General features: G+C 70.2%; 24 protein-coding genes. 16 read left to right on the top strand and 8 right to left on the bottom strand.

All coding sequences use genetic code 11. The features are described from left to right. The first annotated feature begins 40 nt into the window (after window positions 1-40). The 4 genes from ACZ5ON_RS24805 (at window position 41) to ACZ5ON_RS24790 (ending at window position 4480) form a co-directional block, all read left to right on the top strand. Window positions 41-748: an endonuclease V gene (locus tag ACZ5ON_RS24805; RefSeq protein WP_465596690.1), complete on the top strand. Its 708-nt coding sequence runs from the start codon at window positions 41-43 to the stop codon at window positions 746-748. Between the two features lie 286 nt (window positions 749-1034). Further along, on the top strand, window positions 1035-1520 hold the full coding sequence (locus ACZ5ON_RS24800; RefSeq protein WP_465596688.1) for a hypothetical protein: 486 nt from the start codon (window positions 1035-1037) through the stop codon (window positions 1518-1520). A gap of 73 nt (window positions 1521-1593) precedes the next feature. After that, on the top strand, window positions 1594-2985 hold the full coding sequence (locus ACZ5ON_RS24795; protein WP_465596685.1) for a WXG100 family type VII secretion target: 1392 nt from the start codon (window positions 1594-1596) through the stop codon (window positions 2983-2985). Window positions 2986-3073: 88 nt separating this feature from the next. Beyond that, the gene (locus ACZ5ON_RS24790; protein WP_465596683.1) at window positions 3074-4480 is read left to right on the top strand and encodes a S8 family serine peptidase; all 1407 of its coding nucleotides are present in this window, start codon (window positions 3074-3076) and stop codon (window positions 4478-4480) included. 216 nt (window positions 4481-4696) lie between these two features. Here the strand turns inward: ACZ5ON_RS24790 and ACZ5ON_RS24785 are convergent, their stop codons facing one another. Together ACZ5ON_RS24785 and ACZ5ON_RS24780 are read right to left on the bottom strand one after the other, a co-directional pair. Further along, entirely contained in the window at window positions 4697-4894 is a 198-nt protein-coding gene (locus ACZ5ON_RS24785) for a DUF397 domain-containing protein (RefSeq protein ID WP_465596869.1), read from the bottom strand. Between the two features lie 8 nt (window positions 4895-4902). Next, window positions 4903-5754, bottom strand: coding sequence for a helix-turn-helix domain-containing protein (locus ACZ5ON_RS24780; RefSeq protein ID WP_465596680.1), 852 nt, complete (start codon window positions 5752-5754; stop codon window positions 4903-4905). Between the two features lie 269 nt (window positions 5755-6023). Between ACZ5ON_RS24780 and ACZ5ON_RS24775 the strand changes: the two genes are divergently transcribed. The 6 genes from ACZ5ON_RS24775 (at window position 6024) to ACZ5ON_RS24750 (ending at window position 9802) form a co-directional block, all read left to right on the top strand. Beyond that, window positions 6024-6464 carry an ATP-binding protein gene (locus ACZ5ON_RS24775; protein ID WP_465596677.1) on the top strand — a complete coding sequence of 147 codons (441 nt, stop codon included), beginning with the start codon at window positions 6024-6026 and terminating at the stop codon, window positions 6462-6464. Further along, window positions 6461-6745 carry a hypothetical protein gene (locus ACZ5ON_RS24770; RefSeq protein WP_465596674.1) on the top strand — a complete coding sequence of 95 codons (285 nt, stop codon included), beginning with the start codon at window positions 6461-6463 and terminating at the stop codon, window positions 6743-6745. Before ACZ5ON_RS24775 ends, ACZ5ON_RS24770 begins: the two co-directional genes overlap by 4 nt. Before the next feature lie 241 nt (window positions 6746-6986). Then, window positions 6987-7310 carry a WXG100 family type VII secretion target gene (locus tag ACZ5ON_RS24765; protein ID WP_465596671.1) on the top strand — a complete coding sequence of 108 codons (324 nt, stop codon included), beginning with the start codon at window positions 6987-6989 and terminating at the stop codon, window positions 7308-7310. A gap of 2 nt (window positions 7311-7312) precedes the next feature. Next, window positions 7313-8560, top strand: a complete 1248-nt coding sequence (locus tag ACZ5ON_RS24760; protein WP_465596668.1) for an amidase domain-containing protein — start codon at window positions 7313-7315, stop codon at window positions 8558-8560. 428 nt (window positions 8561-8988) lie between these two features. Beyond that, on the top strand, window positions 8989-9408 hold the full coding sequence (locus ACZ5ON_RS24755; RefSeq protein ID WP_465596665.1) for a hypothetical protein: 420 nt from the start codon (window positions 8989-8991) through the stop codon (window positions 9406-9408). A gap of 136 nt (window positions 9409-9544) precedes the next feature. Then, entirely contained in the window at window positions 9545-9802 is a 258-nt protein-coding gene (locus tag ACZ5ON_RS24750) for a hypothetical protein (RefSeq protein ID WP_465596662.1), read from the top strand. Window positions 9803-9827: 25 nt separating this feature from the next. Here ACZ5ON_RS24750 and ACZ5ON_RS24745 read toward each other — a convergent pair whose 3' ends face one another. Beyond that, entirely contained in the window at window positions 9828-10391 is a 564-nt protein-coding gene (locus ACZ5ON_RS24745; protein WP_465596659.1) for a GNAT family N-acetyltransferase, read from the bottom strand. A gap of 362 nt (window positions 10392-10753) precedes the next feature. Here ACZ5ON_RS24745 and ACZ5ON_RS24740 point away from each other — a divergent pair, with 362 nt between their 5' ends. The 3 genes from ACZ5ON_RS24740 to ACZ5ON_RS24730 all read left to right on the top strand — a co-directional run bounded on the left by ACZ5ON_RS24740 (window position 10754) and on the right by ACZ5ON_RS24730 (window position 12280). Beyond that, window positions 10754-11449, top strand: a complete 696-nt coding sequence (locus ACZ5ON_RS24740) for a hypothetical protein (protein WP_465596656.1) — start codon at window positions 10754-10756, stop codon at window positions 11447-11449. Between the two features lie 61 nt (window positions 11450-11510). Beyond that, window positions 11511-11660, top strand: a complete 150-nt coding sequence (locus ACZ5ON_RS24735; RefSeq protein WP_465596653.1) for a hypothetical protein — start codon at window positions 11511-11513, stop codon at window positions 11658-11660. An 86-nt stretch (window positions 11661-11746) separates the two neighbouring features. Continuing rightward, complete coding sequence (locus ACZ5ON_RS24730; RefSeq protein ID WP_465596650.1) at window positions 11747-12280, top strand: DinB family protein; 534 nt, start codon at window positions 11747-11749, stop codon at window positions 12278-12280. A 100-nt stretch (window positions 12281-12380) separates the two neighbouring features. On the opposite strand, the gene ACZ5ON_RS24725 is transcribed toward ACZ5ON_RS24730, so the two are convergent. Together ACZ5ON_RS24725 and ACZ5ON_RS24720 are read right to left on the bottom strand one after the other, a co-directional pair. Further along, window positions 12381-13448 carry a DUF2332 domain-containing protein gene (locus ACZ5ON_RS24725; protein ID WP_465596647.1) on the bottom strand — a complete coding sequence of 356 codons (1068 nt, stop codon included), beginning with the start codon at window positions 13446-13448 and terminating at the stop codon, window positions 12381-12383. A gap of 112 nt (window positions 13449-13560) precedes the next feature. After that, complete coding sequence (locus ACZ5ON_RS24720; protein WP_465596643.1) at window positions 13561-14073, bottom strand: RNA polymerase sigma factor; 513 nt, start codon at window positions 14071-14073, stop codon at window positions 13561-13563. A 238-nt stretch (window positions 14074-14311) separates the two neighbouring features. Between ACZ5ON_RS24720 and ACZ5ON_RS24715 the strand changes: the two genes are divergently transcribed. Continuing rightward, window positions 14312-15514, top strand: coding sequence for a cation diffusion facilitator family transporter (locus ACZ5ON_RS24715; protein ID WP_465596640.1), 1203 nt, complete (start codon window positions 14312-14314; stop codon window positions 15512-15514). Between the two features lie 82 nt (window positions 15515-15596). Continuing rightward, window positions 15597-15776, top strand: a complete 180-nt coding sequence (locus ACZ5ON_RS24710; RefSeq protein WP_465596637.1) for a hypothetical protein — start codon at window positions 15597-15599, stop codon at window positions 15774-15776. A gap of 47 nt (window positions 15777-15823) precedes the next feature. Here the strand turns inward: ACZ5ON_RS24710 and ACZ5ON_RS24705 are convergent, their stop codons facing one another. Further along, on the bottom strand, window positions 15824-16399 hold the full coding sequence (locus ACZ5ON_RS24705; protein ID WP_465596634.1) for a hypothetical protein: 576 nt from the start codon (window positions 16397-16399) through the stop codon (window positions 15824-15826). A gap of 316 nt (window positions 16400-16715) precedes the next feature. Here ACZ5ON_RS24705 and ACZ5ON_RS24700 point away from each other — a divergent pair, with 316 nt between their 5' ends. Continuing rightward, window positions 16716-17771, top strand: a complete 1056-nt coding sequence (locus ACZ5ON_RS24700) for a hypothetical protein (RefSeq protein ID WP_465596631.1) — start codon at window positions 16716-16718, stop codon at window positions 17769-17771. Window positions 17772-18043: 272 nt separating this feature from the next. On the opposite strand, the gene ACZ5ON_RS24695 is transcribed toward ACZ5ON_RS24700, so the two are convergent. Continuing rightward, window positions 18044-18634, bottom strand: a complete 591-nt coding sequence (locus ACZ5ON_RS24695; RefSeq protein ID WP_465596628.1) for an isochorismatase family protein — start codon at window positions 18632-18634, stop codon at window positions 18044-18046. A gap of 205 nt (window positions 18635-18839) precedes the next feature. Further along, a complete protein-coding gene (locus ACZ5ON_RS24690; RefSeq protein ID WP_465596625.1) occupies window positions 18840-20153 on the bottom strand; it encodes a nicotinate phosphoribosyltransferase in 1314 nt (437 codons plus the stop codon). Window positions 20154-20159: the final 6 nt, after the last annotated feature.

Below are 20159 nucleotides of genomic sequence, written 5' to 3'. Positions count from 1 at the left end.
GTTCGAGTCGTGTTCAGGTGTTCGTCGGGGGAGTCGAGCCGTGTCCAACAGTGTTGATCCGCCCGCTGGGTGGCCCGCTACCGAGGCTGAGGCGCTGGCCGAGCAGGAACGGCTGCGGGGGCTGGTCGACGCCGGGCCGTGCGGGCCCGACCTCGCCGAACTCTCGCTGGTGGCCGGCGTCGACGTCGCGTACGACGACGAACGGGACGTGGTGGCCGCGGCCGCGGTCCTGCTCGACCGCGACAGCCTGGAGGTGGTGGAGGAGTCCACCGCGATCGGGCGGATCAGCTTCCCGTACCTCCCCGGGCTGCTGGCCTTCCGCGAACTGCCCACCGTGCTCGCCGCCCTGGCGGGCCTCGGACGTACCCCCGACCTGGTCGTCTGCGACGGCTACGGCCTGGCGCACCCACGCCGCCTGGGCCTGGCCAGCCACCTCGGGGTGCTCAGCGGCCTGCGCACGATCGGCGTCGCCAAGACCCCGTTCACCTTCACCTACGAGCAGCCCGGCCCCGAGCGGGGCGCGTGGACGCCGCTGCACGACGCCGGGAACGGCGAGGAGGTCGGCCGGGCACTCCGCACCCGTCGCGGCGTGAAGCCGGTCTTCGTCTCGGTCGGCCACCGCATCGGCCTCGCCGAAGCCGTCGATCTGACCCTCGAGTTGGCACCCGTGTACCGCCTGCCGGAAACCACCCGGAAGGCTGACTCGCTGTGCCGCAGGGCGCTGTCCGAGGCCGTGGAACGGTGTTGACGGGTCCATTGACGGACCTGCTGACCCTTCGTTGACGGCATCCTGTAGGCCGGGGCGGGGTATGGGAGTCTGCGGCGGCTGACGGTTGGCGCCGGGGCGGTGGTAGAGGTCTCAGGTCCCGGTCGCACGGCGGCGTTCTGACGGTCTCTGGCATGTGTTAGACATGAGGGTCAGCGTCGGGGCGCGGTATGTGACGGACAGGCGTCCGGTCGATGCGAGGGTCGATGATGCTGGCGGTACGGAAGTTGCCGAGGGTGCACAGGGTGTACGGGGGAGGTACGAGGTCGTGAGCACAGGGACCGGTTCGAGCGGGGGCGCCGGAGCCGGCTACCGCGTGGAGGTGGACGGCCTGCGGGCGTTCGCCACGCAGGTGCGTGGGCTGCTGAGCGAGTTCGAGACGAACGCGGGTGGCAACCGGGCGCACGGGCAGAGTGGTGTCGGGGCTGGTGCGTTCGGGGACTTCGCGGAGGCTCAGGCGCTGCACGCGAAGTACGAGGTGATGCGTGAGCGTCTGCGCGATGTCCTCAATTTTCTCCAGGATGCGATCGATGACGCTCAGCGGAAGGCTGACCTCACCGCCACCAACTACGAGGAGCAGGAGCAGGAGACCTCCCGCAGCCTCAGGGTGAACACCGACGGTTGGTCGGTCGGCAGCACCTCTACGCCTGCCAGTCCGGCTGGGTACACCTCCAAAGCTGCTTCGACCGGTGCGTCCAAGGCTCCTGCGGGCGGCCCCTCGGCGGGCAGTAGCCAGCCGCACCCGACGTGGTAGGCGAGGGCGTTGTTGAGAGCGGCCGAGGCGGCGCAGTGATGAGGATCAGGACGGGGACAGGAGGCGTCCGAGCATGAGTGACGCGAACACGAACTTCAGCGGATACAGCCACGGCGACCTGCGGCGCATGGTCCAGTCCATGGACTCTGGTGCGGTCATGGCCGCCAGTGATCCCTGGCGCAAGGCTGCCACCACTCTCAAGCAGATCCGAACCGCCCTCAACACTGCTGCGGGCGATGCCACGCATTCTTGGGAGGGCACCACCAGTGATGCCTTCTACAGCAAGATGACGAATCTGGCCAACAGCGTCAACAATGCTGCCGCTTACGCCAATGACGCTGCGGTCGGGCTTCAGGGGGTCTCCGAGGCAATCGACCAGGCCAAGCGCGACATGCCCGAGGAGCCCGACTTCCTGGACAAGGTCGGCGACTCCATTGGCGACGCAGCCAAGTCGATGGTGGGCGAGAAGACTACGCCCATCGCTGACGAGCGGAAGGCGCAGGCTGTCGCAGTCATGGATACGCTGGCGCTCAAGTACCGTGCGAGCACGGCGGCATTGAAGCCGCCACCTCCCGCTGGTGGGGTCGACGATGTCATAAACCTTCCCGCACCTGATGATTCGAGTGGAGCTGAGGCTATCAGCGGCCTGATTGTCGGCGCTGGTCTGGGTCTCGCGAGTGCGGGCAGCACCGCCGAAACCACCCGCCCGAGCAGCCGCGAGTCGGGCTCATGGTCTTCCGGTCAAACTGCAACTCCTCCGAAGCCAGTTGTGGCTCCGCCTACCGATCCCGGCGTCTGGGGAGGTACGGCCAATCCGGCTCCTCGTCCGCAACAGCCTGGAAACCCCGGACCTGGCACCGGGATTGACGGTGGTGTAGTCACGCCCAAGCCGGGAAAGGTCGGGGGCGGACCGATCGTTACTGGCGGAGGCGGAACCGGTACTCCTGGCACCGGCACTCTCCCGGGCACGGGGGCTTGTCCTCCCGTAGTTGGCGGTGGAGGCATTACCGGCAGTTCCAAGGGGGGCTTGCCCGGCGGCGGCTCTTCGTTGGGCCGGGGTGGTCTTGGTGCCGGTGGCGGTCGTGGCTCGGTCCGTGCGGGTGGCGCGTTCGGGGCCGAAGGTATGGGCGGCGCCGAAGGCGGAGCCGGTGGGGCTGCGGGCGGCGGCCGCATGGGCCGGGGACTCGGACAGCGTCCCGGCGGGGTAGCGGGTGAGGCCGGAGCCGGTGGTGCCGGGCGTCGCTCGTTCACCGAGGGCGGCTCGGGCCTTGGTCGGGGCCGTGCACAGGCCGGGCAGTCTGGACAGTCTGGTACCGGTAACGGCAACGGTGCGCACGGGATGCCCGGTGCCGCGGGGAAGGGTGCCAAGAAGGACAAGAAGGGTAAGGATCGTCCCTCCTACCTGGTGGAGGACGAGGAAACGTGGAAGTCGGGGGAGAAGGCCAACCCGAACGTGGTGGAATGATTTCCGCCAGCAGGACAGTCTGACCTGACCGGCCGTCCCGCAGATCGCCTCTGCGGGACGGCCGCTTCGATGAGTGGGGTGACGTGGCTTGACGACCAGCCGACCGATGCGCGGTGTGGCCGCGCTTGCAGCAGGAGCCCTTCTCTGGGGCCTGACTGTGGAACCTGCCAGTGCGGATAGTACCCGTGACGGACAGTGGGCCCTTACGAACTACGCTGCCGCCAGTTCGGTCTGGCCGATCAGCGAGGGCGACGGTGTAAGGGTTGCTGTTATCGACAGTGGTGTAGCAGATCACCAGGATCTGTCGGGGCAGGTTCTGGCTGGTGCAGACTTCTCGGGTGACCATACGGACGGGCGTGTAGACAAGTCAGGTCATGGGACCGGCATGGCTAGTGTGATTGCTGGCCATGGCCACGGAGACCAGGCCGGAATTATGGGCCTAGCGCCGAAGGCAAAAATTCTTCCGGTTAGGGTTGCCTTGAATGACCATGGCGAGTTCAACAATGCAACCGAAACCAGGATCGGTGACGCCATTCGTTTCGCTGTGGACCATGGCGCCAAAGTAATCAATATGTCGATCGCTGGCGATGATCGCACTGACACGGCCACGCGCGGAGCCGTAAAGTATGCGGTTGACAAGGACGTTGTTCTCGTGGCCGGTGCCGGAAATCTTGCAAACGTCGATAGCCCAGTACAGTACCCGGCGGCGTTCCCGGGTGTAGTCGCGGTCGGCGCTATCGATAAGAGTGGGAAAGTCTGGGAGAAATCGAACCGCGGTCCGGAGATCACCCTCGTAGCACCTGGCGTCGACATCTACCGGGCAACCGCGGATTCGCCTACCAGCTATGGCTCGGGAACTGGCACCTCAGACTCCACCGCCTATGTCTCCGCCATTGCGGCGCTTATCCGCTCCAAATACCCCAATCTTTCCGCCGGTCAGGTCATCAATCGGATGATCAAGGCGGCGGTCGCGCCGCCCGACGGCTCGAAGGTTCCCAACAACAGCTACGGTTATGGGATTGCGTCGCCCTCGAAGGCGTTGGCGCCTAACGCGGATGTCGACAACGGGCCGAAGGAGAACCCGCTGCTTGGGCGGGTCGAATCACAGGGTGGGGACGGCGGAGCGTCGGCAGCCCCTTCGTCCGGGGCGAGCAAGGACAGCGGGCAGCCTCAGGCCGCGCCTGAGAAGAAGGACAGCAAGAAGAACTCGATGGCGCTCTACGCGGGCATCGGTGTTGTCGCGCTGCTGGTGATCGGTGGCGTGGTGCTGCTCGTGGTGCGCCGTGGGCGCGGATCTGGTGGATCCGGCGGCCCTGGGGGCTCGGGTGGACCGGGTGGGCCCGGGGGTTACGCGCCGGCGGGTGGCCAGCCGCCGTACGGGGCCGGTGGGCAGCAGTACCCGCCGCACCAGCAGGTGCCGCCCACGGGTGGTGGTGCGCAGCCGCCGCAGTACTACCAGCCGCAGCCGCCGGCCTCGGAGAACCCGTACCGCTGACACGCTCGCGGATCACGAAGCACTCCGTAGATGCGAACGGCCCTTCGGGCAGGGATGGCTCGTTCATCACCCGTCCGAAGGGCCGACACGTTTTCTGCAGCGTCGGACTGGGTGGATTCACCGTTCCACAGACCAACGGGCGTGCAGCTACTGGGCAATACGGCAGCCCCGGCCGGCTATTCGGTCGGGGCCGCCGCTGAGCCAGGGATCAGCTCATCAGCAGCTACTTGGGAACTCTCCCGCTTTGACCCCGGCGATGAACGCCGACCATGCCTCGGCCGGGAAGACCAGCGCGGGCCCGTCGGGGTCCTTGGAGTCGCGGACTGGCATCACACCGGGAAGGCCATCGGCCACCTCGACGCAGTCACCCTGTCCGTTGCTGTATGAACTCTTGCGCCACCTGACGGCTGGCATCTGGTGCTTCACTGGCACTCCTCTGCGACTTCCCTCAGCCACGAGACCGACTTCTCAGGTTGAACCGATGACGCCATGAGACGAAGGAAAGTCTCCTGATGGCGGGCGACTTCGGATGGCCGCTCGGTGTAGATGCTGCTCGTCGTGACCTCGGAATAGGCCACGCTTCCAGGGAGGTCGCTGAACGACAGAACGGAGAAGGACGCTCCCATGGCGGCGTGAGCGCCAGCCGAGAACGGGAGCACCTGGATGGTGATGTTGGGTCTCGTCTCGGCCATGTCGGCCAGGTGCCCGAGTTGGGTACGCATGGTGGAAGCGTCGCCGACGTGCCTCCTTATGACGGCCTCTCCGATGATGGCCCAGAGCTGCGGCGGTTCTGGCCGGTCGAGGATCTGCTGCCGTTCCATGCGAAGTGCTACGCGGCGTTCGATGTCGTCTGCCGACTCCGTGGGGTTCATAGCCCGGATGACCTGCCGGGCGTAGCTTTCCGTCTGGAGAAGTCCCGGCACCAACTCGCACTGGAACGTCACGATCTTTGTTGCGTCGGCCTCAAGTCCGATGTACGCGCGGAACCAGTCCGGCAGCGCATCGCCATAGGCGTGCCACCAGCCTTGCTGGCGACTCTGCCGAGTGAGGCTGATGAACTGTTTCACTTCGGTGTGATCGTCAACGCCGTAGTGTGCCAGCAGCTTCGCCGCATCACGGTCCTGTAGCGGCACGCTCCCACTCTCGATGCGGCTCAGCTTGGACGCGGACCAGCCCAGTGCAGCGGCAACGTCCTTGGCGCTCGCGCCGCGCGACATGCGCAACTTTCCCAGCTCTGCGCCGAGCCTACGCCGCAGCACGGTTGGGCTGTCCACCCGTCACTCTCCCCGGTAGGTCACGTCGGTACACAGTCTGCCACTCCCGTTGAGGTGCTCAACCGTCACCCGTTCGTGCAATTGCATGGTTCATGCACTTGCACGGCGACTCTATGGCAGAGCATGCTGCTGAACGTAGTCAACTGCCAACACAGCGTGATGGCAGCGGCTTGCTGCCGGGCATCCCCATGCCCGATTCCGTTTGCCGCCACGGCCGTTGACCGGCCCAGGCTCACGTCCACCCGACCATGTCCAGGAGGGGAATCGCCATGCCCGAAGCGCTGGAGAGGCCACCCACCGCGCCCGACGAGTACGCGTTCTGGCTGCCGCGCCACCGAAAGTCGGGAAGCGCCGCCCGAAGACTGCTCCGAGGCTTCCTGGCCGACCTCGCCGACGGCGAACGGTACGTGGACGTCGGCGAGTTGGTTCTGACCGAGCTGGTCAACAACGCCGTCCAGCACGCCCGCACGCCACCAGGCCGACTGCTCATGGTCCGCTTCGAGCTGTGGCTGCAAGAGCTGCGGGTTGAAGTGCATGACGCGGGCACCACGTACCCCGTGGTGCAGGCGGCGGGTCCCGACGACGAGTACGGCCGAGGGCTTTGGCTGGTCGAGCAGTTGACGACCGGCTGGGGTTGCCGCCCGCGCGAGGGCGGGATCGGCAAGCTCGTCTGGGCTGTCATCGCACCGGCGGCCGGGGATGCGGAGTGAGCGCGGTCGATCGGGTGGTGGTCGAGATCGAGGACGTGTGCGGCCCGGCGACCTTCGAGCGCCTTCCGGACGCCCTGTCGGCGCTCTGGGGCTCGCTCCGGTTGCTTCCGCTGGGTGCGGCGCAGGCCGACGCGTTCCGATACTTCCTCACCCGCCCGCAAGCGGTCGAGCGCGTGCAGGAGTTCATCCAGCGCGATGGCCGGCTCGACCTCGCGTTCGCCATGAACGGCCGCTCGCACTACGTGCGGATCCGCCCGGCGAACAAGGCCACACCCCACTGACCCGACGCGTTCCGAACCGGCCACGCCCGGCGGGCGGGTGCGGGGAAGTGCAGTCGCTCCGACCGGTCCACGCCCGGGAGCGACCGAGCCACCTCAGCATCCGCCCGGACCAGCCCACCCGCAAGGCCGTAGGGAAGCGGCGGCGATCTCGTACACGCGCCCGCAATCCGTTCGATCACGTAGAGTTCCTGGTCATAAGTCCAGGAGGGGGTCCTGGCTTGTGAACATCGAGGGGGGATCGATGGCGGACATCCACGTGCTGCCGTCCGCGCTCCGGCAGTCCGCATCCGGAGTGCAGACCGCGGCCGGACAGGTCGGTCCGGCCGCTGGGCACTGGCTTGACAGCAGTTTCACCGCTGCCGCTTCGCTGACCGGCTGGGAATCGGGGCCAGCGCTACAGGAATGTGCGCAGGCATGGCAGACGCACATGACCACCGTGGTGCAGAACCTCCACAACCTCGGAGACCAGTTGCACCAGTCGGCGCAGACGTACGAGCTGGCCGAACAAGAAGCTCAGCAACGCATCGTGGAAGCGCTCCGCGACCTCCACTCCACGGAGCGGTGACCATGGACCTGGCACATCTGAAGTCCGCGAGGAGCACCGACCTCGACTCCGCCGCGAGCGACTGGGTCGAGCTGGCGAAGGAGTCGTGGTCAGCTGTCAATGACATCCACGCCAACGGGCTGAACCCACTCAAGGAGAACTGGCAGGACCGGGTTGGGGAGGCGGCGGGCCGAAAGCTCGCCGAGCAGGCTCAGATCCTGGAGGCCGGGGCCAACATCATCCGCGGCGTCAGCATGATCCTCGACGGCTTGTCCACCTTCATCACCCGTGCGAAGCTCACCATGCAGGGCGCGTTGGACATGGCACAGGCCCACGGCCTGACCGTCGACGAGACGCAAGGCATCGTCACCGAGGCTGCAGGTGGCGCGCCCGTGGACGCCTCCGTCGTCCAGGAGGTCAACGCCCTGCTGCAGGAGGCACTGCGCGAGGCCGAGAAGGCGGACGGTCAGGCGGCGAAAGAGCTACGGAAGCTGGGTGCCGCCATCGGCGAGACCAGCCCGGGCAGAGCGCTCAGCGACCTGCAGGACACAGCGTCCCAGACGGAACTGGACATGTACGCCGGTGGCATTCCCGACGGTAAGGACCCGCGCCTGGTCGCGGACTGGTGGAACTCCCTGTCCGACTCGCAGCGCAAGCAGCTCGAACTCTCCAACCCGGTGGCCTTGGCCAACCTGCCCGGCATCCCCGAGAGCGTGAAGCAGGACCTGCGCGGCGGGCCCGGGGCGAAGTACGACCGTGTGAAGGCCGTCCAGTGGGCACTTGAACACTGGAACACCAAGGACGGCGACCTGGACGACGAAAAGGTCGGCAACTGCACCAACTTCGTCTCCGAGGCCCTGCACCAGGCCGGCATGAAGTTCACCGACGACAACACCTGGGGAGACGGTTGGTCCCGCACGGATAATCGCTGGTACGACTGGGCGCAGCCGGACCACACCGATGCCTGGGGTGGGGCGCAGAACCAGCACGATTTCATGATGGCCCACGGGGGACAGGAGGTTTCGGCGGATCAGGTTCGGCCGGGCGACCTCGTCTACTTCGAGGAGGACTCCGACAAGGACAGCACCCCCAAGGGGAACATCCACCACACCGCCATCGTCACCGCGGTCACCCCGGACGGCGACATCCGGTACACCCAGCACACGTCCCAGAGGGGGAACACCAGCATGGCGGGCCGCATCGACCTGTGGAACCGACGCGACGGTCATCAGAAAGTGCACTACGTTCGCGTCAACCCGACCTGGTACTGAGCGATGGTTGAGAAGAATCGCAACTCCGCGGGCATACCGGTGTCACCGACGCGGTGGCGTTGGACAGCCGCCGCCGTGCTCATCGCCGTCCCTGCCGCGATGGTCTGCAGCTCCTACGCGTACGAGACGAACTCCGATTGGCATTGGATCTCCTGGTCGATCTGTACCGGTCGGGCGGCAGCCCCAATGCTCACGCAGGCCGCGGCGTGGGCCGGCCTGCTCCTCGGCACGTCGGCCGCGATAGTTGCTCAAGTGCTGCTATGGACAGCGAGTCGTGGGCGGCAACCCGTCAGTTCCTGGGTCATTGCACTCCTGAGGGCAGTATCCGTCATCAGCCTGCTCTGCGTCGCCGTGGAGGTTTCCGATCTCAACAGGCTGCTTCCGGACTTTCCGGCCCGTCCTGCGGTGACCAGCGGATGTGGTGCCTGATGGTGCGTGAGTTTGCAGGACCGGCTTTCCTCCGCGCTCCGGCACGGTGGCGCTGGCTGGCCATCGCCGCGCTCGTGAGCAGCCCGGTCGCCCTGGTCTGCGTGCTCTTCGCGCGATGGTCGGACGTCGTTCACGTGGTCGTTCTGGACGACGCCTGCCTGAACAGCCCCGGCCTGCCCGGTCTCGCTCAGGTAGCAGCCTGCGCTGGTTCCCTCCTCGGCTTCGGGGCCGTGGTCCTGACGTCCATGCTGCTCTGGACGGCGACTCGTGGCCCGCAACCAGTCCAGTCGCTGCTGGTTCCCGCACTGAAGGCCATGCTCTTCGTCAGCCTGGTGTTCCTCCTGGTAGAGGTGTACGACCTGTCCGAACTCCTCGGGCACTTCCACCCCGTGCATCGACGTCGGGACTGCGACCTCTGACGTGGGACTCCGCGACCCCGCAGGTGGCACAACCGCCGTACCGCCGCTGACACGCTCACGGATGGCGCAGGATCCGCGGAAGCGAACGGCCCTTCGGGTAGGGATGGCTCGTCCATCGCCTATCCGAAGGGCCGACATGTTCTCTGCGTCGTCGACGTCGAAGTCGAACTCGAAGCTGAAGAAGTTCGCCACCCGCGCGCTGTGCTCCGCCGTACTGCTGGCGACGCCGTTGCTGGCGGCGCAGCCGGCGGCGGCCGAAGGGCCCAGGACTCCGCGGGAGGCCGCGGTCTGCAAGGGGCTGCTGAAGGCGTTCTTCGGAGGGACTCACGGATTCAACCAGCAGGACGTCGATGCGGTCTGCGCGATTCAGTCGGACGCCGACGCGGACAATTGACGGAGCGTCGGACGGCGGGCCCCGCTCACCGGACGGGTGCCCGCCATTCGCTGCGCAGGGCGGCCATGCAGAGCACGTCGTAGCGCCGGCCCTCCCACATGTGGGCGTCGCGCAGGCGGCCTTCGAGGACGAATCCGGCCTTCTGGTAGGCGCGGATGGCGCGCAGGTTGAAGGAGTAGACCTCCAACTGGACGCGGTGCAGCTGGACTTGGTCGAAGGCGTAGCCGAGCAGGAGGCGCGCTGCCTCGGTGCCGTAGCCGCGGCCGGCGAGACCGGGGCCGAGGGCGATGCGGAAGGCGGCGGACTCGCTGTCGTGGTCGATGTCGATCAGGGCGAGTTCGCCGAGGTAGTCGCCGGTGGTGCGGTCCTCGATCGCGAGGTCGAGCCGGCCGGGCTGGGTGGCGCGGTCAGCGCACCAGTCTCGGACGAAGTCGAGGGTGAACTCCCGGCGGGTGCCGGTGAGTCGGCGGTTCTCCGGGTCAAGGGTGGCCTGCCAGAAGGGTTCCGCGTGCTGAGGGCCCAGGGGTACCAGGCGTACTCGTTCGCCGATCACGGTGGGTTTGTCGTTCAGGGCGTGGTCGTTGATCACTCGGTAGTTCTACTCGGGCGGTCACCGGTCGGCCAAACCGTCTCCGGACGCCGGTGACGCGTGACACCATTTCAGAAATGGACCAGCGGAAGTGATCACCGCCGCACCGCTCGGGCGTCCGCAGCCCGCCGACTGTCCATCCGGTGGTGCGGCGCTCACGACCGTGCCGAGCCGTCCGGCTCGGAGGGGCCTCAACCGACCACTTTCCCCGGTGCGGTGCGGTGCGGTGCCCCGGCCCGACCTGCGCCCGCCGAAGGGCCCGAGCGGTGGTGCCCGCCGGACAACCCGCCGATGTGCCGGCCGGTAACCGTGCGTCCCCCATCCGCGCGGTCCGGCGCGACAACAGTGCGACCGGGCCGGTGGTGCTCGATCTCAAACCCGGTTGCACCTACGGTCTGACCAGCCCGTTGCCGGACATCCAGGCCAAGCTGACCATCAACGCACGCAACAGCACGATCACACGCACGGCTGCGACGCCGTTCCGCATCCTCACGGTCAGGAACTCCCTCGTCCTCCGTGACGCCACCATCAGCAACGGCGACGCCGGCGGGGACTTCGGCGGGGGCATCGCCAACTTCGGCACGCTCACCGTCACCAGCAGCCGGATCCGCGACAACCGCGGCAACTTCTCCGGAGGCATCGGCGGGTTCACCGGCACCACGACCACGATCACCGACAGCATGCTCACCGGTAACCACGCAGTTCACAACGGCGGCGCCGTGGCCAACGACGGCGACATGACCATCAGCCGCAGCCGGATCATCGGCAACTCCGCCGACCAGCTGGGCGGCGGCGTCGCCAACGACGGCATGCTGGTCATCGACGACAGCAACCTCAACGACAACCAGGCCGGTACCGGCGGCGGCGGGCTCGCGACCTTCAACGATGTGGCGGTCACGGTGGCCCGGAGCAACATCAACGGCAACCGGTCCGCCGTCGCCCCGGGCGGCGTCTACAACGACGGCAGTACCTTGACCCTCGCCATGAGCCGGGTCAACGGCAACAGCCCCACCAACTGCGTCGGCAGCCCGACCGCGGTGCCCGGCTGCTCGGGCTGACGGCACATCGAGGCTCCGGTGCAGGGCGACTGAGCAAGTCGCCCCTCCAACCGGAGCCTCGTTGCGTCGGCAACCGCCCGACGAGCTGACGCCGCTCGGCCGCTCGCTGTTCGCGCCGATGGACGCGGCCTGCGCCTGGGGCCGCGAGCACCTGGCCGACCTGCTGGCGGCCCGTGAGGCGTACGAGCAGGGGGAGCGGGAGGTGGCGTAGGACGCGGCGGCGGTTGGCAGGATCTTGGCGTTGTGCGGCGGTCCGACCGCTGGTGGAGCCGGGGGCGGCCGGGCCACCCTGGACGCATGATCACTCCTGACACCAAGGACTGGACCTGGGTCCTCCAGCGCCCGTGCGCCGACTGCGGACTGGACACCCCGTCGGTGGTCCGCGAGGACGTCCCCGCGATGATCGGCGCCAACGCCACCGCCTGGGTGGCCAGGCTCGCCGAGCTCCCCGACGAGCGGCTGCGCCGCCGCCCGAGCCCCGACGTCTGGTCGGACCTGGAGTACGCCTGCCACGTCCGGGACGTGTTCCGGCTCTTCGCCGTCCGGCTCGACCTGATGCTCACCGAGGACGACCCGCTGTTCGCCAACTGGGACCAGGACGAGACCGCCGTCGCCGGGCAGTACGGCAGCCAGGATCCGGGGCTGGTCGCGGTGCAGCTGGCCGAGGCCGCGGAGCGGCTGGCGCAGGCCTTCGAGGCGGTCACCGGCGAGCAGTGGCAGCGCACCGGCAACCGCAGCGACGGCGCACGGTTCACCGTGGAGTCCTTCGCGCGCTACCTGATCCACGACCCGGTGCACCACCTCTTCGACGTCACCGGGACCCGGGTCTGACGCCTGCTCAGGCGGCCTCGGGCGGTCTCGGGCAATCCCCGGCGGTCCCGGGAAGTCCCCGGCGGTCTCGGGCGGCGGTCCCGGGAAGTCCCCGGCGGTCTCAGACGGTCCAGGCGGGGAGCCCGTGCGGCACGGCCTCGGCGAGCACCCGCTCCACCGCGAAGTCGGACCCGTCGCGCACGACGAGCAGGAAGCGGTGCCCGACCTCGGCCCGGCGCGGCTCGAAGGCGATGTGGGCGAACGGGGCGGTGGCGGTGCTCGCCGCGGCCAGCCGCTGCAACTCGCCCTCCACCCGGGCCCATTCCTCGGCCGGGACGTACTGGCGCATGACGGAGTGCCAGACCACCGTCAACGTGCCCTCCTGGGGCTCGACGTCCGCGAGGAACGCGGCGGCGCCGACCGGGTCGACCCGCGTCTCAGTCGTGGCGGCGAGCCGGAGCGCCCCGTTCAGCCGGGCGGCGCGGGCGGGCTGGTCGGCCCAGACGTAGGCGCGCAGCGCGAGCGCGCCCTCGGCGGAGACGGGGTCGATCGGGGTCGGGTCGCAGCCCCGCCGCTCGGCGACGACGACGGGCGGCCGCTCCTCGTCGAGCCAGGCCGGCGGGGCGCCGCGCCAGGCGTCCTGGAGCAGGACGGGCGAGTCCTCGGGGCCGTACCCGAAGCCGGCGGACTCGTAGCGGAAGCGGTCGGCGAGGAGGTTGAGTCCGGCGCTGGAACCGAGTTCGAAGAGCCGTACGGGGAGCGGGCGCCCGGCGAGGGTGTGCAGCAGGCCGGTGATCAGCAGGTTGGCGCGGCCGACCTCGTTGGTCTGCGGGGGCCTGGTCATCCAGTCCCTGATCCACGGGAGCTCGGCCGCCACGGTGGTGCGGAAGGCGTCCCAGGCCCGGTCGGCCGCGGCCGGGTCGAAGGCGCCGCCGGCGCTCGGGAAGTGCACCGCGAGCTCCGGGGCCCGCCCGGTGAGCACCAGCGCGTGGACGCCGCCGATCAGGCGCAGCGCGATCGCGTCGGGGCCGGGGGCGCCCTCGTACCCGGCGATGGCCTCGGCACACGGGCCGCCGTCCCGGACGTCCTGGGCGGCCCGTGTGAGCAGCGCGGCGTACAGCGGGGAGCCCAACTCCTCGCAGGCGTCGGCCTGGAGTCCGATCATCGCGACGGCGTGGTCGATGGACATGCGAAGGTGACTCCTGCCTGCTCGGGACCCGGACGGAGACCATCCTTCGCCTGGCGGGGACCGGTGAGTAGTGACTCGGCAGGTGATAACGATCACGGCCGCGGGGGCCGGCTCACCAGTCGGCCGCCTCGTGCCGGAAGGCGTGCCGCAGCTGGCTGGCGATGCTCGCGCTGTCGCTGCCGACCACGTCGGCGATCTCGGGGGTGGCCAGGCCGACCACGTAGTGCAGGATGGCGAGATCCTCGTCCATGGTCGCGCTCCGCTGCTCCGGGAGGTCCGGCCGCTCGGAGGCGGTGCGGCCGGCCGGGCCGTCGCGGTGCGCGATCTGCTCGGCGACGGTGGTGCGGAGGATCTGCCAGGCCGCCGCGGCGGGATTGGGGCTGCCCAGCACCTCGCGCCACACTCCGGCCAGGGCGCGGAAGGCCTGTTCGACGATCGCCGCCGCCTGGGCCGGCTCGTGGAACCAGACCCGGGCGTAGCTCAGGTACCGCGGGTGGTGCAGCTCCCGGAACGCGGTGAACTCCAGTGGCATGGCGGAGAGTTCGGTGGAGTCGAGCCCGGTGGCGTCGCCTCCGGAGCCGTCCGGACTGCCCAGGCCGGTGGAAGGGACATGACGGTCGGTCACATCGGCCTCGCGATCTGGTCTCGGCGGCAAGGGAGCACCCTGCGCTCACTCTAGGCCCTTGGGTGGCTGCTTTGAGTGACAAGTCCCATCAGATTCCCGGAATGGGCTTGATTGAGCCGCTATTTGACGCTTCGTCAGCCGAGGTGTCGGACGAGTGTACCTGCAAGCGTGTCGCAGCTGGTTGGTGTAGGTACAACGGCAGTGGCTGCAAGGGAGTTGGTGTGCCACCGTGGGTCTCATGGAGGCACACGCGGACCACCACCACGGCCCTGGCACCGGCCGAAGCCACACCCACGCAGCCGCCGATCCGCTCACCGGCGGGCCCGCAGGCGGGCGCACCCGCAGGCTTGATCACGTCGGCCGTGGCGACGGCCACGGTCACGGTGGACACGGTCACGACCACGGTCATGGCGAGCACGGTCACGACCACAGTCACAGCCACAGCCACGGCCGCGGCGACGATCACGGCCATGCGGCGGAGCGCTCCTGGCGCGGTGCCGTCCACCGGCTGGCGCACCTGGTCGGGCCGCACTCGCACGAGGCCGCCGATCGGGTCGACAGCGCCCTGGAGTCCTCCGCCCGGGGCCTGCGTACGCTCTGGGTCTCGCTGCTGGTCCTCGGGCTGACCGCCGCCGCGCAGGCGGTGATCGTCGGGCTCTCGGGCTCGGTCGCCCTGCTCGGCGACACGGTGCACAACTTCGCCGACGCCCTGACCGCGGTGCCGATCGGACTCGCCTTCCTGCTCGGCCGCCGGGCCGCCAACCGCCGCTACACCTACGGCTACGGTCGGGCCGAGGACCTCGCCGGGGTGGCCGTGGTGCTCGCGGTGCTGGCCTCCTCGGTGCTGGCCGCGGCCACGGCCGTGGACCGGCTGCTGCACCCGCAGCCGGTCACCCACCTGTGGGCGGTCGCCGGGGCGGCGCTGGTCGGCTGCCTGGGAAATGAGTGGGTCGCCCACTACCGGATCCGCACCGGGCGGGCGATCGGCTCGGCCGCCCTGGTCGCGGACGGTGTGCACGCCCGTACGGACGGGCTGACCTCGCTGGCCGTGCTGCTCGGTGCGGCGGGCACCGCGGTGGGTTGGCACGCCGCCGACCCGATCGTCGGCCTGGTGATCACCGGTGCGATCCTGCTGGTGCTGCGGACCTCCGTGCGCGAGGTCGGCCGGCGGCTGATGGACGCGGTCGATCCGGCCCTGGTGGACGCGGCGGAGCGGGAACTGCGGACGGTCGCGGGTGTGCAGGGGGTCGGGGCGCTGCGGATGCGCTGGATCGGGCATTCGCTGCGGGCGGAGGCCGAGGTCGTGGTGGACGGCGGGCTCACGGTGGTCGCCGGACACCAGGTGGCGGAGGCGGCCGAACGGGCGCTGATCAGGGCGGTTCCCCGGCTGTTGGCCGCCACCGTGCACATCGACCATCCGCCGGTCGGGGTGAAGCCCTGACGGTCGATCATGGTCGGCTCAGGGGACGGGCAGGGGTGTCACCGATGGCCGCGGCGGTGTGCCGGACGGCAGGCTGACGATCATGAAGATCACCACCGCCGCCACCGAAGCCGAAGCCGCCGCGACCGGAGCCGAGGCCGCCGGGGCCCGGGCCGTCGGCGCCCGTACCTCCCTCGCCCGCAGGGCGGCGAACGCGCTCGCCGGTGCGGCCGTCACGGTCGCGATCGTGGCGGCTTACGCGCCCGGCTTCGCCCACCCGTAGCCGCCGGCACCCTGGCAACCCGATGACCTATGACGCCGAGTGCGCCGTCAGGACGTACGACCGGCTGCCGGCCCGTTGACCTGAGGCTCCGCGGTCCGGTCGGCTTCCGCCGCCTGGCGGGCCCGCACTGCGGCCGCCGCTGCGGCAGCCGAGGCCGCGGCCGCGGCGGTCGAGGCGGCACCGGTGCGGTGCTCGCGTTCGGTGCGGCCCCGCTCGCCGCGGCTCCGGTCGGCGCCTCTGCGCTGGGCCTGAGTGCGCTGGGCCGACTCGGCCCGGCACTGCTCGGTGGCGCGCGGCGCACCGCCCCTGGTGCGGGCCGAGCCCTCGATCGCCTCGCGCGCCGCGAGGTAGGCCTGGACGGCGGCGATGCCGTAGACGGGCTGGATCAGCTGGTGCCCCTTGAAGAAGGGGCGGGCGGGGGCGAAGCCCGCGGCGACCACCAGATCGCGGATCTCGGCTATCTCCTCCTCGGTGCGGGCGGTGAAGCGCACCTCCCAGCCCTTCTTGTACGTGCGGCCGTCCTCGCCGTTGCGGCGGGCCAGGTCTGGCTGGCGGACGTAACCGGGCAGACGGCCGAGACGAAGTTGGGCGGCACGCAGGCCGGCGGACTCATCGCGTGGCATGAGCTGATGGTAGGCAATCCCGGAGGGCGGTCATGACCTCGGGGTGGTGCTCCACCGTATGTCCTTCGTCACTGTCGGTCAGTCGCCGCAGCTCAGCACGGGGTGTCAGGCGAGCGTCACTGAAGGTCGTAGGCGACGAAAAACCGGATGGCACATGTCAACTGCGGTCGAAACCGGCAAGGCGATGAACGTCCGTTACGCCGAATGAGTGAGGGTATGGGGACTTTAGTGCAGGGCAGTCCCGATTTCGCGACGGTTGGGTAACAGTGCGTCAGGTCGTGGGTGCAGCGGGCGAGCTGTTGGGGAGGGTGTCGGCATGAGCTACCAGACTCCTCCTTCGCATCCATCACTCGAAGAGTTGGCACGCCGTCAGCAGAACGTCATCACGGCCAGTCAGCTGCGCGCCCGGGGAGTGCCGACCAGGTTGGTCAGCGAGCACTGCCGGCGGGGCGGTCCGTGGCAGCGGGTGCTGCCCCGGGTCTACCTGCTGCAGGACGGTGAGCCCACACCCGAGCAGCGGATGTGGGCGGCGCTGCTCTACGCGGCGCAGAACGGCCGTGAGGAGGGCCGCCGCGAGGGTGCGGTGATCACCGGCGCGGCGGCGCTCGCCCTGTACGGCTTCGCCTCGGCGCCCCGGCTGCCCGCGGTCACCGAGGTGGACGTCCTGGTGCCCAGGCAGCGGCGGTTGCGGGACGTCGGGGAGGTGCGGATCAGGCGCACCGGAAGGGAGTTGGAGGCGCGTTCGGTGCACGGCCTGGCCTGCGCCCCGGTGGCGCGGGCGGTCGCGGACGCCGTGCGCGAGTGGACGGACGAGGGCGTGTTCGACCGCGGCGAGGCCCGGCCCGAGCTGCTGCGAGACGTGCTCAGGGAGGCCGTCTTGCCGGGCCCGGCGGCGCCGGGGCTGGTGAGCGGCGAATTCCGCTGCACGCTGCGGGAGTTGGTGGCCGAACTGCGGGAGGCGGATCTGCTGGGGGAGGTCCGGGTGCGGGCGGCGCTGGACGAACTCCTGGCCGTGGAGCGGGAGTCGGTGCTCGACCGGATCGGCGAGCTGGTGGACGAGTGGCTGCTCCCGGTGCCACTGGCCGGCCCCGAGCTGCGGATGCGCGGCGGCACCTACGTCGCGGTGCCCGACCTGTACTGGCCGGCGGTGGGTGTGGCGGTCGAGGTGGATTCCGAGCTGCGCTGCGTCAGCGAGGGCGAGTCCGCCTGGGTCAGGGGCGGGCAGCACCGGATGGAGTACCTGGGGGTGCGGGTGGTCTACGTCTCGGGGGAGCGGGTCCTGCGGGAGCCGGACGCGGTCGGGGCCGAGCTCCGGGAGGCGTTCGTGGCGGGTGGGGTCGATGTGGTGGAACTGGTCGCCATCGAGCACTGAGGCTGCCGCCGGTGCGAGACCGGCCGGGCGGGGGCCTCAGGTGCGCGACCCCGCGGCCGACCGCCGGAGCGGCCGGCTCCCGTGGGGTACGGGCTCCTCGCCCGAGGTTCCCGCACCCACTCCCGCTGAGGCGGACATCCTCCCGCTGAGGCGGACATCCCCGCCTCCGGCCGGGGCGGGCCCGGCGGGCGCCGAGCGCTGGAGCGGCACCGGGCCGCGGGCCGAGCCGTCAGGCCGCCGGGCCGAGCCCGGCTCCCCGCGCCGCCGGTGGCTCACGCCACGACGATGGGGGTCCCGGTCAGTTCGACGCCGGCGCTGCGGAGTTCGGTGAGGGCGGCCTCGGTGGTGGCGGGGGCGACCCCGGCGGTGAGGTCCAGCAGGACGCGGGTGGCGAAGCCCTCCCGGGCGGCGTCCAGGGCGGTGGCCCGGACGCAGTGGTCGGTGGCGATGCCCACCACGTCCACCTCGGTGACGCCCCGCTCGCGCAGCCAGCCGGCCAGCGTCTCCCCGTTCTCGTTGCTGCCCTCGAAGCCGCTGTAGGCAGCAGAGTGGGCACCCTTGTCGAAGACCGCCTCGATCGCACCCGAGGTGACCGAGGGCGCGAAGTTGGGGTGGAAGCCGACGCCCTCGGTGCCCGCGACGCAGTGCGCGGGCCAGGAGTCGACGTAGTCGGGCTCGGCGGAGAAGTGCGGGCCCGGGTCGATGTGGCAGTCCCGGGTGGCGACGATGTGCGCGTACCCGGGGGAGGCCTCGGCGATCAGGTCGGTGATCGCGGCGGCCACCTCGGCGCCGCCGGCGACGGCCAGGCTGCCGCCCTCGCAGAAGTCGTTCTGCACATCGACGACGATCAGTGCCCGGTGCATGGGGTGCTTCCTTGGGTGGATTCGGTGGTTCGGCGGCTCGGTGCGGCGGCCCCGGTGGTGTGGCCACTCTAGGGAGTGACGCGCGTAGGCGGAAGCCCGGCGGCAGAGGCCCGGCAAGGCGGTGACCCGGGGGCGCGGGGAGCGGCGCGGCCGCCACGGCTTCGGCGGCGGCCGCGCAGGCTCGCACCCGCGCCCCCCAGGGGTGTCAGGAGGTGAGCAGTTCGGTGGCCAGTACCGGTTCGCCCTTGGAGAGCTGGGTGGCCGACAGCGGGAGGGCGGCGCGGGCGCGCTTGTGGCGCTCCCTGGCGGCGGTGAGCGGCTCGCGGCCCACCACCTCGCCGCCGGTCACCAGCGGGACGTGCAGCAGGTGCGGCGCCAGCGACTCGGGCACCGGCCCCGTCCCGACCACCTCGGCCTCGGCCACTCCGTCCGCGTCGGGCCGCCGGGCGGCCCACTTGCGGCCGCCGACGCTGGTCTTGCCGCCGGCCGAGCGCTTGGCGACCGAGACCAGCGGACCGTCCGGCGTGGTGGCCCGGGCGACCAGCTTGTACACCATCGCGCAGGTCGGGTGCCCGCTGCCGGTGACCAGGCTGGTGCCGACGCCGTAGCCGTCGACGGGGGCGGCGGTGAGTGCGGCGATGGCGTACTCGTCCAGGTCCGAGGTGACGATGATCCGGGTCTTCTCGGCACCCAGCTCGTCCAGTTGGCGGCGGACCCGGTGGGCGAGCAGGGTGAGGTCGCCGGAGTCGATCCGGACGGCGCCGAGGGTCGGCCCGGCCACCTCGACGGCGGTGCGGACCGCCTCGGCCAGGTCGTAGGTGTCCACCAGCAGGGTGGTGCCCCGGCCCATCGACTCGACCTGGGCGGTGAAGGCGTCCCGCTCGCTGTCGTGCAGCAGGGTGAAGGCGTGGGCGGCGGTGCCGGCGGTCGGGATGCCGTAGCTGTAGCCGGCCTCCAGGTCGGAGGTGGCGGTGAAACCGGCGATGTACGCGGCACGGGCGGCGGCCACGGCGCCGCTCTCGTGGGCCCGGCGGGCGCCCATCTCGATGCAGGGGCGGTCCCCGGCGGCGCTGGTCATCCGGGACGCGGCGGCGGCGATCGCCGAGTCGTGGTTGAGGACCGAGAGGATGACGGTCTCCAGGATGACCGCCTCGGCGAAGCTGCCCTCGACGGTGAGGATCGGCGAGCCGGGGAAGTAGACCTCGCCCTCGGGGTAGCCGTGCACATCGCCGGTGAACCGGTAGTTCGCCAGGTACGCCAGGGTGTCCTCCTCCACGACGCCCTGGTCGCCGAGCCAGTCCAGCTGGGCGCCGGTGAAGCGGAAGTTCTCGATCGCGTCCAGCAGCCGTCCGGTCCCGGCCACCACGCCGTAGCGGCGGCCGTTGGGCAGCCGCCGGGTGAACACCTCGAAGACCGAGCGGCGGTGTGCCGCTCCGCTGCGCAGGGCGGCCTGCAGCATGGTCAGCTCGTAACGGTCGGTGAGCAGCGCGGTGGAGCGGTGCGCGGTGATGGCGTCCATGAGGAT

The sequence above is a fragment of the Kitasatospora sp. NPDC032150 genome, from assembly GCF_055579945.1.
The sequence above is the reverse complement of the archived record's forward strand: the minus strand, read 5'-3'. Positions and strand labels throughout refer to the sequence as shown.